The 12,657-nt window shown below is 70.7% G+C and carries 11 protein-coding genes and 1 tRNA gene; 6 read left to right on the forward strand and 6 right to left on the reverse strand.

What is annotated here, in order from left to right; genetic code table 11:
- Positions 1 to 478: 478 nt before the first annotated feature.
- Both ACZ66S_RS30880 and ACZ66S_RS30885 read left to right on the forward strand, forming a co-directional pair.
- Complete coding sequence (locus ACZ66S_RS30880; protein WP_469904841.1) at positions 479 to 820, forward strand: hypothetical protein; 342 nt, start codon at positions 479 to 481, stop codon at positions 818 to 820.
- Between the two features lie 239 nt (positions 821 to 1,059).
- A complete protein-coding gene (locus ACZ66S_RS30885; protein WP_469904842.1) occupies positions 1,060 to 1,698 on the forward strand; it encodes a DUF6928 family protein in 639 nt (212 codons plus the stop codon).
- Between the two features lie 182 nt (positions 1,699 to 1,880).
- Here ACZ66S_RS30885 and ACZ66S_RS30890 read toward each other — a convergent pair.
- The 3 genes from ACZ66S_RS30890 to ACZ66S_RS30900 all read right to left on the reverse strand — a co-directional run bounded on the left by ACZ66S_RS30890 (position 1,881) and on the right by ACZ66S_RS30900 (position 5,153).
- Positions 1,881 to 1,956 (reverse strand) — tRNA-Arg (locus ACZ66S_RS30890).
- Positions 1,957 to 2,029: 73 nt separating this feature from the next.
- Positions 2,030 to 3,616 (reverse strand): IclR family transcriptional regulator domain-containing protein, encoded by a 1,587-nt coding sequence (locus ACZ66S_RS30895; protein ID WP_469904843.1) that lies wholly within the window; start codon positions 3,614 to 3,616, stop codon positions 2,030 to 2,032.
- 256 nt (positions 3,617 to 3,872) lie between these two features.
- Positions 3,873 to 5,153 (reverse strand): M6 family metalloprotease domain-containing protein, encoded by a 1,281-nt coding sequence (locus tag ACZ66S_RS30900; RefSeq protein WP_469904844.1) that lies wholly within the window; start codon positions 5,151 to 5,153, stop codon positions 3,873 to 3,875.
- A gap of 247 nt (positions 5,154 to 5,400) precedes the next feature.
- Between ACZ66S_RS30900 and ACZ66S_RS30905 the strand changes: the two genes are divergently transcribed.
- Positions 5,401 to 6,039 carry a TetR/AcrR family transcriptional regulator gene (locus ACZ66S_RS30905; protein WP_469904845.1) on the forward strand — a complete coding sequence of 213 codons (639 nt, stop codon included), beginning with the start codon at positions 5,401 to 5,403 and terminating at the stop codon, positions 6,037 to 6,039.
- A 198-nt stretch (positions 6,040 to 6,237) separates the two neighbouring features.
- On the forward strand, positions 6,238 to 7,779 hold the full coding sequence (locus ACZ66S_RS30910) for an MFS transporter (RefSeq protein ID WP_469904846.1): 1,542 nt from the start codon (positions 6,238 to 6,240) through the stop codon (positions 7,777 to 7,779).
- Positions 7,780 to 7,886: 107 nt separating this feature from the next.
- On the opposite strand, the gene ACZ66S_RS30915 is transcribed toward ACZ66S_RS30910, so the two are convergent.
- Positions 7,887 to 8,396 (reverse strand): MarR family winged helix-turn-helix transcriptional regulator, encoded by a 510-nt coding sequence (locus ACZ66S_RS30915; RefSeq protein ID WP_469904847.1) that lies wholly within the window; start codon positions 8,394 to 8,396, stop codon positions 7,887 to 7,889.
- Positions 8,397 to 8,515: 119 nt separating this feature from the next.
- On the opposite strand from ACZ66S_RS30915, the gene ACZ66S_RS30920 reads away from it, so the two are divergent.
- A complete protein-coding gene (locus ACZ66S_RS30920) occupies positions 8,516 to 9,307 on the forward strand; it encodes a dioxygenase family protein (RefSeq protein ID WP_469904848.1) in 792 nt (263 codons plus the stop codon).
- 16 nt (positions 9,308 to 9,323) lie between these two features.
- Here ACZ66S_RS30920 and ACZ66S_RS30925 read toward each other — a convergent pair whose 3' ends face one another.
- Positions 9,324 to 9,854, reverse strand: a complete 531-nt coding sequence (locus ACZ66S_RS30925) for a GNAT family N-acetyltransferase (protein WP_469904849.1) — start codon at positions 9,852 to 9,854, stop codon at positions 9,324 to 9,326.
- A 193-nt stretch (positions 9,855 to 10,047) separates the two neighbouring features.
- On the opposite strand from ACZ66S_RS30925, the gene ACZ66S_RS30930 reads away from it, so the two are divergent.
- Positions 10,048 to 11,046 carry a sigma-70 family RNA polymerase sigma factor gene (locus ACZ66S_RS30930; protein WP_469904850.1) on the forward strand — a complete coding sequence of 333 codons (999 nt, stop codon included), beginning with the start codon at positions 10,048 to 10,050 and terminating at the stop codon, positions 11,044 to 11,046.
- 580 nt (positions 11,047 to 11,626) lie between these two features.
- Here ACZ66S_RS30930 and ACZ66S_RS30935 read toward each other — a convergent pair.
- Positions 11,627 to 12,598, reverse strand: a complete 972-nt coding sequence (locus ACZ66S_RS30935; RefSeq protein WP_469905026.1) for a helix-turn-helix transcriptional regulator — start codon at positions 12,596 to 12,598, stop codon at positions 11,627 to 11,629.
- Positions 12,599 to 12,657 lie beyond the last annotated feature (59 nt).

A 12,657-nucleotide genomic window follows, 5' to 3' on the forward strand; every position in this document is an offset into this window, starting at 1 on the left:
CAAGCACGGCTTGAGCTGCTGAGGAGACCTGCGGCTCACTGGTGTCGCACGGGGCCGCCGGTTGTCGCCGCCCCGGGAGGTCAGCGGAACAGCCCGGGTACCGGGCAGATCTCCAGCGGTTCGTCCGGTCGGTCCGCCCAGCGCCACCAGGCATGTCCATCGGCACATCGCCACAGCGACCGACAGGCCCGCCGGCCGTCGTCACGCGCGGAGAGCACCAGACCGCCCGACTCCAGGGGCCGACAGCACTCCGGACAGGCCGGCGTGTCATTGGGCATGTCCGCACCCTAACCGAGTGACCATTTCGTCCCGACACAACTCGGGTGGGGCGCTGGTTGCCGTCACGCAGTCAGAGACTTACGCACCTGCCTCGGAACCGTGAATGGCGCGTTCGCTGTCGTGTCATGTCGTGTACACAGCCGAGCCGAGATCCCCGTCCTGTCTTCCCTGGGCAGGCTCCGCATTGTTCGGAGCTGCCATGGGCTGCGTAGCCTGGTCGCTGACCGTGTGGGCGCGCGCATACTGCGACGCGGGGTACGACGCCGGCGGACGACTCGAACTCAACCTCTTGCTGCCGCTTGTCGTCGGAGGCGAAGCACTCGTGGGACTCGTGGCGTTGACCATCGGGCGAAGCGTGGCGGTTCGCGTGCCGACGACGGTCCGCGTCGCACTGCCGACGCTGCTGGTGGTCGTCACGACGGTGTCCTTGGCATGGTGGCTCTTCACGACCCGGGGGACGCTGAACGGCTATCCCGGCGACTCCGGCCTCTGCCCCGCGAGCAACGTCCCTCCACAGTGGCCTGACTGGATCCCCGTCTGACCCCCGCTGCGGCCCTGGTGAACGCCTCGACACGAGCGGGTCCCACGATGACCATCCCGGTACGACTCCCGATCTTGACTGTCAGTGCCCGCGGCTATGGTGCGTCCGCCGACAAGGGCAATGTTCTGGGGAGGGGCCGTGGGAGCCAAGACGGGACTGCTGGTGTACGCCGACGGTGACGTGCCGGCGTTGCTGCGACAGGTGGGGGGGCTGCGGACCTGGATCGGACGGTCGCCATGATGAGGCGGCTCTACCCGGGCAGTGAGATCGAGCAGTGCAAGGGGTCGAACCTCGGGCACGGCGTGTATCCGCAGAAGGGGACGGCGTACGCGGCCAGTTGGCCAGGCATGGATGTCATCGGCGATCAGAGGGTGATGATCGACATCCCCTCCCAGCTCCCGGAACACCTCGTGTCGGCAAGCATCGGCCGACGGCTCGTCCTGCATGCCATGCACAGCGTCGTCGACTGGCTGGCGTTCGCCGTGTGGGAGGACGGACATCTCGTCCGGTCCTTGAGCCTGTCCCCGGACTGCGGCGTCATGGAGAACATCGGGGAACCTCTCCCCTTCGAACGGCCCTACTGGGCCGGAGACCGACCGGCTGACATCGTCCCCTGGCCCGACGAGGAAGAAGAGCCGTACGCCCTGCCCTTTCACCCCTTGGAACTGGGCGAAGACGCATTGCGGGCGCTCTGCGGGTTCATCCAGGAGGGCTTTCCCCACCCCGATGACGTCGACGCGGACGCCATCAATCTGTACGGCTTCCACGTACGGGATGCACACGGTCCTGATCCGGCGGAGCGGGAAGCGGAGCTGCGCAGAGCGGCGGAAGCCGCGGATCCGCCGCGTTTTACACCCTCAGCTCCGACGGCACACTGATCGAGCGCGACGGCCTTTAGCTCCAGACCTGGTCGTCGCGACGCAACGTGGGTGCGGCCTTGGACCGTTCGCATGAACATGCTCAACCAACTCCAACCGAGCCGCGTACACACTGAGCTGCAACACGACCAAGCGGTGGACGTCAAAGGCCCCGGACCAAGATCGGTCCAGGGCCTTTTGGCTGGTGCCCCCGGCAGGATTCGAACCTGCGACACCCGCTTTAGGAGAGCGGTGCTCTATCCCCTGAGCTACGAAGGCGGACGGTGGCCGTGAAGGTCACTGGCGTCAGCGTACCGGATGTGCTGGGCTGCGGCGTGGGGGTTCCCCGGCGTCAGAGGAGGGGGATCCGGGTGAAGCGGGCCGCCGCGCGGAGTTCCTCCTCGATGCGGGTCGCCGTGCGGCGGAGTTCGGGCAGGAGGTCGGCGACGCACTCCTCGGCCGTGCGGCCCGCCGCGTGCAGGGCCACGTTCACGGCGGCGACGGCCCGGCCCGTGCGGTCGTGGAGGGGGACGGCGATCGTGCGCAGGCCGTCCTCCCAGTCCTCGTCGAGCAGGGCGTGGTCCGGCGCGTCCGGGAGCAGCACCCGGCCCAGCGAGGTCGCCGAGGCCGGCAGCCGGGTGCCCACCCTGATGTCGACGCCCATGATCCGCGGGGACACAGCCCGCGCCGTGTACTGGATCTCCGCGGTCGGCCCCGTGGACACCAGGATCGCCAGTGCCGTCGACTCGCCCACCCGTGCCGAGAGGTCGGCCAGGTGGGGGGCGGCGATGCGGGGGAGGGTCGTACGGGACAGGGGCGGGAAGCCGAGAGAGAGGACGCGCGGGGTGAGGCCGAAGGTGCGCGAGTCCGGCTGCTGGCGGACCAGGCCCAGGTGTTCGTGGGTGATCAGGGCGCGGCGGGCCGTCGCGCGGGTCAGGCCGGTCGCCCGTGCCACGTCCGTCAGCGTGAGCGCGGCCCGGCCCTCGCCGAAGGCCGTCAGGACCGTCAGTCCGCGCGCGAGGGACTCGATGAAGTCCCGGCCCAGTTCGGTCTTGGACGCGCCGATCCAGGCGGCCGACCCGGCGGGCGGCGGGCCCGGGTCCGGCTCGGGGGCGGTAGCCAGGGCGCGTTCCATCTCGGCGACCGTCGCCCGCAGCCGTGGCAGCAGCGTGTCGCGCAGGTCCGTCGCCGTGTGCCGGCTGGTGTGGCTGACGACGCTGGCCACGCAGGCGATCCGGCCCGTGCGTGGATCCCGTACCGGGACGGAGACCGCCACCAGCCCCGGCTCGATCAACTGGTCGTCCAGAGCCCAGCAGTCCCGGCCCGCCCGTGCCGCCGTCGCCTCGAACTCGTCGCCCGCCAGCGGGAGTTGCCGCGGGGGTACGGCCGGGAAGTCCCGGTTCTCCGGGTCCGCCGCCCGGCGTGCGCGCCATGCCCGCCAGTCCCCGTCGGTCCACTCGGACGCGAACAGGGGGCCCGGCGCGGTGCGTTCGGCGGGCAGCAGGTCGCCGATGCGGAAGCTGAGGGACATCGCGCGGCGGCGGGTGGCCTGGTGGATGAAGCGGATGCCGTCGCGGTCGGAGACCGCCAGCGACACCGACTCGTCCAGTTCGTCAGCGAGCGTGTCGGCCCGGCCGGACAGCAGGGCGGGCAGGCGCAGGGCGGCGAGATAGGCGTTGCCGAGTTCCATGAGGCGGGGGGTCGCCACCGCGTCCCGGCCGTCGAGACGGACGTACCCCATGCGGGCCAGCGTCGAGGTGACGCGGTCCACGGTGGAACGCGCCAGGCCCGTCGCCCGTTCCAGGCCGCTCAGGCTCAGTGTGCCGCCCGCGTCGGTCAGTTCCCGCAGCACCCTGACCCCCCGGATCAGCGGCTCGACCGCCTCGGCCGGCACGGCGGACTCCGGTACCGGCGGGGGAGTGGTCGTCTCAGCGGGCATCGGCTCTCCGGTACGGCGGTCGCGGCAGGCCTACGGTAATCCGCCGAGCCACCCGCGACGCGCCACGGGCCCGCGCGTGCGCCATGGGCACGCGCGCCACCAGCCAGGAGGGTGCCGGTGGTCCGGCCCCTGCCCCATCGAGCGCTACGTCCCACAGCGAGCGGGTGGTCCGGCCCTTGCCCCATCGCGCGCCACGTCCCACAGGGAGCCCGCGGCCGCCCCCAGCCCCGGCTCACCCCTGGTCACCACCCCCCGTTCACCTCCCCCGAGTGACCCACACCCGATACCCCCCGTCCCCGTCCCCGCCCACGACCCGGACCCGGACATCCCTGGCCGGATCCCGGAACTCCTCGCCGGCGGTGAACGGGGCGTCCGAGAGTTCCGCGTGGACGTTGGGGCTCCGGGTGCAGCCGCCGCTGTCGCGCCGGGCGTCGTACACGCGTACCGGGCCCCGCCCGGTGTCCACGTCCGCGTCGACCTTGTAGACGAGGACGCCCGGCCGGCACACCGTCTCGTCGTTGCCCTCGCGGGTGCGGACCTCGATCGCGTAGCCGGTGCGGCGGCCGAGGGGGACGAACAGGAGCTTGGTGCCGAGGCCGGCCCGGGCCAGCGGGGTCAGCGTGTACTCCGAGGTCCCGGGCGCGGTCACGCAGTTGACCTGCGTCGGGTCCAGCCAGCCGAGCTTCCACTTGTGCCAGCCGAGGAGGTCGTTGTTGCCGCCCCAGTCCTCGCTCATGATGTCCCAGTGGCCGACCGCGCCGCCGCCGTTCTGGGTGTAGAGGTCGGGCAGGCCGAAGACGTGGCCGTTCTCGTGGGGCAGCACCCGGTAGCCGGTCTGCGGGTAGGAACCGGAGCCGTCGTCCTGGCGGGAGTACACGAAGGAGGCGTTGGCGACGGGGACGCCGTCGGCGACCGGGGCGTCGGTGTTGCCGGCGAAGGTCACCGACAGGACCGTGTCGAGGGCGGAGGGCCCGGCGTTCGGGGTCACCAGGACGTTGAGGAAGTCGTACGACCGGAAGTCCACCTTGGGGTCGGCGGCGGCCACGATGTCCTGGACGAGGCGGCGGTAGCCGGGGTCGAAGGGGGCGCCGCGCTCTATGCCGTAGGCCCGGAAGGACTTCGGCATGCGCAGCCAGTCGGTGATCGGGGCCTCGGGGCGGTAGTCGAGGCGGCCGTAGGAGCTGGTGCGGAACCAGTGCTGGGTCTGCGGGAAGAACTCGTCGAAGCGGCTCCTGGCGGTGCCGGAGCCGGGCGCGTCGGAGAAGTCGATCATCAGGGTGAGGGCGCGGACGGTGCCGGTGGAGCGGGAGTAGCCGCCGGGCGTGGGCAGGCCCTCGGACATCTGGACGGCCGGGCCGCCGCTGATCTGACAGGCGCCGTGGGAGTCGGAGCGGGCCAGTGCGACCGGGCCGGCGGTCGTGGTCCCGGGGGCGGGGCGCTCGGTGCCGGCGGCGGTGCTGACCGCGAGGGTGAGTGCGGACACGGAGACGAGGGCGGCGACGCGGCGCGGGCGTATGCGACGTCTGGTCCACGGCATGCGAGCACCTCTCGGAGCGCGGCAGCCGCTGGTCAAAAGGCTGCTCCTCTCCGATCACCCTGTGCCGGGGGAGGGGCGCACGCGCGCTGGAGGAGACCGAACGTGGGTATCGCGAGTCTGTGACTCAGGTCACAACATAATTTCTCCTCAACCCGAAATAACCGGGGAGCGTCTCCCCGTTTAGACATGTGTCCGAGCGAAACGGGGACCGAGTCCCCGGATCCCCGTCCGACCCGAGGAGCACACCGTGCAGACCGCTCTCTCCGTGCAGCGCAAAGCGCCCCGCGCCGATGCCCTGCGCAACCGCGAGCGGATCGTCACCGCCGCCAGCGAGATGTTCACCGAGTTCGGCCCCGACGTGCCGCTCGACGAGATCGCCCGCCGGGCCGGCGTCGGCAACGCCACGGTGTACCGCAACTTCCCCGACCGCGACGCACTCGTCCGTGAGGTCGTCTGCTCCGTCATGGACCGGACGTCCGAGGCGGCCGAGCTCGCGCTCGCGCAGACCGGGGACGCCTTCAGTGCTCTGGAGCGCTTCGTGCACGCCTCCGCCGACGAGCGGATCACGGCACTGTGCCCGATGGTCCAGAGCACTTTCGACCAGTACCACCCCGACCTGGTGGCCGCACGCGTACGCATCGAGCAGCTCGTCGAGCAGCTCATGGACCGGGCCAGGGCGGCCGGTCAGCTCCGCGCGGACGTGAGCGTCGGTGACCTGATGGTCGCCGTGGCCCAGCTCTCCCGGCCCCCGGCCGGTACCGGCTGCCTCACCCTCGACGGGTTCGTGCACCGCACCCTTCAGCTCTTCCTGGACGGACTGCGGGCCCCGGCCCGCTCCGTACTGCCGGGCGCGGCCCTGACCATGGAGGACCTCCGACAGGCCTGATCCGACCGACGAGAACCGCTTAGTCCAGAGACCGCTTAGTCCAGAGACCGACTAGTCCAGGGACCGATCAGTCCAGAGACCGATTAGTCCAGAGCGCGAGAACAGTCTCCACAACGACTTTCGACCGGCCGTCACCGACGACGGACCGTCCCCTTTAGACACCTTTTTCCGTTCCGAAGTCCCGAAGTGGGTACCCCCATGTCTGAAACAGCCGCAAAGGCTCCCGGCGCACCGGCCTCGTCCGGCGACGCCAACCGCTGGAAAGCGCTCGTCTTCATCGCGCTCGCCCAGCTCATGGTCGTCCTCGACGCCACCATCGTGAACATCGCCCTGCCGTCGGCCCAGACCGACCTCGGCATATCCGACGGCAACCGGCAGTGGGTCGTCACGGCCTACGCCCTCGCCTTCGGCGGACTCCTGCTCTTCGGCGGCCGCATAGCCGACCTGTGGGGCCGCAAGAACGCCTTCGTCGTCGGTCTGATCGGCTTCGCCGCGGCCTCCGCGCTCGGCGGTGCCGCGACCTCCGGCGCCATGATGTTCGGCGCCCGTGCCCTCCAGGGTGTCTTCGGCGCCCTGCTCGCGCCCGCCGCGCTCTCCCTGCTCGCCGTGATGTTCACGGACGCCAAGGAGCGCGCCAAGGCGTTCGGCATCTACGGCGCGATCGCCGGTGGTGGCGGTGCCGTGGGCTTCATCCTCGGCGGCGTGCTGACCGAGTACATGGACTGGCGCTGGACCTTCTTCGTGAACATCCCGTTCGCGATCGTCGCCGCGCTGGGCGCGTACTTCGTCATCCGTGAGCCCGAGGGCGGCCGCAACCGCAACCCGCTCGACATCCCCGGCGTCCTGCTGTCCACGCTGGGCCTGGTCGCGCTGGTCTACGGCTTCACCCGCGCCGAGTCCGACGGCTGGGGCGACTCCGTGACCATCGGCATGTTCGTCGCGTCGGCCGTCCTGCTGATCTCCTTCGTCGTCACCGAGGCGAAGGTCAAGGCCCCGCTGCTGCCGCTGCGCGTCGTCACCGACCGCAACCGCGGCGGGATCTACCTCTCGCTCGGCATCGCGATCATCGCGATGTTCGGCACCTTCCTGTTCCTCACCTACTACCTGCAGATCGTGAAGGGCTACACGCCGATCAAGACCGGCTTCGCCTTCATGCCGATGATCGTCGGCATGATGGTCGGCTCCACCCAGATCGGCACCCGTCTGATGACCCGCCTGCCGGCCCGCATGCTGATGGGCCCCGGCTTCCTGGTCGCCGCGGTCGGCATGCTCCTGATGACCCAGCTCGAGATCGGCTCGTCGTACGCCTCGACGATCCTGCCCGCGATGCTGCTGCTCGGCCTCGGCATGGGTACGGCCTTCATGCCGGCCATGTCCCTGGCCACCCTGGGCGTCGAGCCGCGTGACGCCGGTGTCGCCTCCGCGATGGTCAACACCTCGCAGCAGGTGGGCGGCGCGATCGGTACGGCCCTGCTGAACACGATCGCCGCGTCGGCCACGACCTCCTACATCGCCGACCACATCGGCTCCGCGACCTCCCGGTCGCAGCAGCAGCTCGTGGCGCTGGAGGGCCAGGTGCACGGCTACACCAACGCGATCTGGTTCGCCGTCGGCATGCTGGTGCTCGCCGCCGTGATCGTCGGCACCCTCGTCAACGCCGGCCGTCCGGACACGTCCGCCGTGGCCGGTGCCGGTGAGGGCGCGGAGGAGGAGCTGGCGGTGCCGGTCGTCGCCCACTGACGACGACCGTCCGGCGGTACCCCTTCGAAGACCTCGTGCGTACGGGGATGGGGACGCTCCGTACGCACGGCCCCAGGAACTGCCCTGGTTCCCGCTGAGTGAGCGGCTCAGCGGAGCCAGGGCAGATCCGCGCCCGCCTCGTCCGGCTGGAGTCCCTCGGCGACGATCTGCATGATCTCGCCGAGGGACTTCTGCTGTTCCGGGGTGAGCCGGTCGAACAGGGCGTTGCGCACGGCCCGCACATGGCCCGGCGCGGCGCCCCGCAGCATCTCCAGGCCCGGGTCGGTGAGCACCGCGAACTGGCCGCGCTTGTCGTCCGGGCAGTCCTCCCGGCGCACCCAGCCGTTGCGCTCCAGGCGGGCGATCGCGTGCGAGAGACGGGAGCGGGTGATCTTGGCCTTCATGGCCAGCTCGGTCATCCGCAGCCGCCGGTGCGGGGCCTCGGCGAGGCCGACGAGCAGCCCGTAGTAGATGTGCGGCATACCCGCGTCCCGCTGGAGCTGGCGGTCGAGGTGGTCCTCGAGCAGGGTCGTGGCGTGCACGTAGGAGCGCCAGACGCGCTGCTCTTCGTCGTCGAGCCACTGGGGCTCCTCGTCGGGGGCGGATGCCGTGTTCATGTGTCCCACTCTACGAGCTCTCTCCTTGAAGCTTAAACAAATGAGGCGTACAGTCAGGTCGGAAGAAGCTTTAAATTTGAAGCACTAGTCGCATCGGAAGTACCGGAGGAGTCCCCGCCATGTCCGCCGACACGCTGGAGCGCATGCCCGCCCTCTATCTGAGTCACGGGGCCCCGCCGCTCGCCGACGACCCGATCTGGCCCGGTGAGCTCGCCGCCTGGTCCGCGGGCCTGCCCCGCCCCAAGGCGATCCTCATGGTCTCCGCCCACTGGGAGGAGGCCCCCCTCGCCCTCGGCGCGGTCACGCCCGTCCCGCTCGTCTACGACTTCTGGGGCTTCCCCGAGCACTACTACCAGGTGACCTACGGCGCTCCCGGCGCCCCCGAACTCGCCGAGTCCGTGCGCAAGTTGCTGCGCGCCCCCGGCACCCCCGTGCAGGACATCCCGGACCGCGGACTGGACCACGGGGCCTACGTCCCGCTCGTCGAGATGTTCCCCGAGGCCGACATCCCCGTCCTGCAGATCTCCATGCCGACCCTCGACCCGGTCCGGCTCATGGAGATCGGCCGCAAGCTCGCCCCGCTGCGCGACGAGGGCGTCCTGATCGTCGGTTCCGGCTTCTTCACCCACAACCTCGCCGCCCTGCGCCACACCGGCGCCGGAGTGCCCACCTGGTCCTCCGAGTTCGACGACTGGGGCCGGCGGGCCCTGGAGGCCCGGGACGTGGACTCCCTGCTGGACTTCCTCGACAAGGCCCCGGCCGGGCGCTACGCCCATCCGCGCACCGAGCACTTCGCGCCCCTCTTCGTCACCATGGGCGCGGCGGACGTCAGCGGCGAGCTGGACACGCAGAGGTCCGTCATCGACGGCTTCTGGATGGGGATGGCCAAGCGGTCCGTGCAGTTCGGCTGAGCCCTCCCGCGCGGGCCTACAGGTCCTTCTCGTACCAGGCCACGTCCCAGTAGCGGCCGAACTTGCGGCCCACCTCCCGGTAGGTGCCGACGTGACGGAACCCGAAGCGTTCGTGCAGCCGCGCGGACGCTTCGTTGGGCTGGGCGATGCCCGCGTAGGCCCGGTGCAGGTCCTCGCCCGCCAGGGCCTCGAAGAGGGCCTTGTACAGGAGCGTGCCGAAACCCCGGCCCACCGCGTCCGGGGCGAGATAGACGGTCACCTCCACCGAGGTCGCGTACGCGGGCTTCCCGCGGAAGGGGCTGGAAGTGGCGTACCCGAGGATCCGCTGTGAGGTTCCTGTCGGATCGGTGTCCGTGGCAACCATCAGCCGGTACGGGCCGTCTTCTGGGTGGGAGAGCAGCCAGGGGCGGCGCTCCTCCGGGGTGAAGACGACGGTGTCGAACGTGATCGGCGTCTCACGGACGTAGTGGTTGTAGAGGTCGGTGAGGGCCCCGAGGTCGCTTTCGGCTCCCGGCCTGACCTGCACCTCTGCACGTTCCGACGACATCACGCCTCCTCATGTGGCCGGACAGGGTACTGCAAGATCAGAAAAATAGGGTGACGGGTTGGGAATTCTGTCCGGTTTCCAGTCGTTGTTTCCATCGGATGCAGGGCACCCGAGGAGAGTCCGGAAAGCAACCGGACCCGGGACCCAGCGCCCGAAGGACCACCCGCTGACCCAACATCGCAAGGGAGCACGCATGGCAACCCGTGCCGTCGCCCGTCGTAAGTCCGCCACCGGCGGGTCTACCGACGCGGCACGCAGTGTTCGCGTCCATGGCGGCGAGATCGCCGACCGCGACCTGGTCGGCATGTACCTCGACGAGATCGCGCGTACGCCGCTGCTCGACGCCGCCAAGGAAGTCGAGCTGTCCCAGATCATCGAGGCGGGTGTGTTCGCCCGACAGGTCCTCGACGGGTACGAGGAAGCCAAGGCGGACGCGACCCGCGAAGAGCTGGAGGCCCTGGTGGAGGAGGGGGAGCGCGCCAAGGACGTGTTCATCCGCTCCAACCTCCGCCTGGTCGTGGCCGTGGCCCGCCGCTACCCGCGCAGCGGACTGCCCCTGCTCGACCTGATCCAGGAGGGCAACGCCGGCCTGGTGCGCGCGGTCGAGAAGTTCGACTACCGCAAGGGCTTCAAGTTCTCGACCTACGCGACCTGGTGGATCCGTCAGGCCATCACCCGCTCCATCGCCGACCAGTCCCGCACCATCCGGCTGCCCGTCCACCTCGTGGAGGAGCTGGGCCGCATCCGCCGTGTGCAGCGCGAGTTCAACCGCGAGCACGGCCGCGACCCGGAGCCCGCGGAGATCGCCGCCGAGCTCGGCTCCAACGCCGAGCGGGTCACGGACGTCCTGGACTGGGCCCGTGACCCGGTCTCGCTGAACATGTCGGTGGACGACGACGGCGACACCCAGTTCGGCGACCTCCTGGAGGACACGTCGGCGGTCTCGCCCGAGCAGTCGGTGCTGACGCTGCTGCGCAGCGAGGAGCTGGACGACCTCATCGGCCGCCTCGACCAGCGCACCGCGTCCATCATCAAGATGCGGTACGGCATCGAGGACGGGCGCGAGCGCACACTGACCGAGGTGGGCAAGGAGCACGGACTCACCCGCGAGCGGATCCGGCAGATCGAGAAGCACGCCCTGATGGAGCTGAAGAAGCTGGCGCGCTCCACCGGGTTCGACGCGGCGGCGTAGGCGGGGTGTGCCCGCGTACGCCGGGTGGCGGAAGACCGCGCAAACATGGCTGTACTAGGCCGCTTCAACCGGCTGGACCCTGGGAACAAGACTTCAGGGTCCAGGTGTTCGGGCCCCGAAGACCTGACCTTCGGACCCACCTGAACCAAGTCCCGACGCAATCCCCCCCCCGGCGCCGGGACTCTCCCCGAGTCGGACCTCGGCGCCCTCCCCCCGGGCGCCGGGTCCGGCTCTTTTTTGCGCCCCGGAACAGCGCAACGGTGGGTCACCCCGTACCTGAACCACGGGGTGACCCACCGAAGGGGAGATTCTGTCACATCGCGGGGTGGCCTCCGGCGGTCGAGCGGGGCCGGGGCGGGTGCAGTTCGGGGGGCGAGTGCGGGTTCGGTGGGGGCGGGCGTCCTGCGCAGTTCCCCGCGCCCCTGAAAGCCTGCGGCGGCTTGTCGTGCAACTGCGGGTCGTAGGCCCGGAAGCGCAACCTGGCAGGCGCCGGGGGACTGCAACCTGCCAGGGGCGCGGGGAACTGCGCGACCAGCCCTCACGCACCCGCTGCCGCCAGCCAGCCGAACCGCCCACCTCCTCAGGCGACCTCCCCCGACGCCCGAACCAGCCGGCCCCCCAACTCCCGCACCGCCGCCACCAGTTCCGGCGGCTCCTCGACCCGGAACTCCACCCCCGTCATCGCCAGCCGCACCGCCATCCACTCCACCGCGTCCCCCACCGACGCCCGCAGCCGGCACCGTCCCTCGCCCAGCGGCTCCGGCACCCCCATCCATCCCGGCACCCGCGCCCCCACCACCGACACGTCGGCCTCGAAGGTCACGACCAGCTCGTACGTCTCCTGACGGCGGTACATCGACTGCCGCAGGTACTCCGCCGCGCTCCCCGACGGCAGCTCCCGCGGAGCGAACCGCGCTCCCGTGGCGAAGGGGTCGTTCACCCGGTCGACCCGGAAGGTCCGCCAGTCGCCCCGGTCGAGGTCGTAGGCGACGAGGTACCAGCGGCGCCCGGTGGAGACCAGGCGGTAGGGCTCCACGACCCGGCGGGACTCGACGCCGTCCTTCGCCCGGTAGGCGAAGCGCAGCCGCTCGTGTCCGGCCACCGTCGAGGCCATCACCGTCAGCGTCTCGGTGGGGATGCTCGCCCCGTCCCCGCTGGTCAGCGGAGTCGTCGCGGCCTGGAGGGTGGAGACGCGGTGCCGCAGGCGGGACGGCAGGACCTGCTCCAGTTTCGCCAGCGCCCGTACGGACGCCTCGTCCACCCCCTCGACCGCGTGCCCCGCCCCCGCCCGCAGCCCGACGGCGATGGCCACCGCCTCCTCGTCGTCCAGGACGAGCGGCGGCATGGCCTTGCCCGCCACGAGCCGGTAGCCGCCGTCGGAGCCCTTGGACGCCTCGACGGGATAACCCAGTTCGCGCAGGCGGTCGATGTCCCGCCGGACCGTGCGGCGGGAGACCCCGAGGCGGTCGGCGAGCTCGCCGCCGGGCCATTCGCGGGGCGTCTGGAGGAGGGAGAGGAGCGTCAGGAGCCGTGCCGGGGTGTCCGTCGTCATGAGTTCGAGGATGCCGTAGAAGTAGGACACGATCTGACCTAGTGGGGTCATAGCTTGAC

This window comes from Streptomyces sp. NPDC107471 (assembly GCF_055582845.1).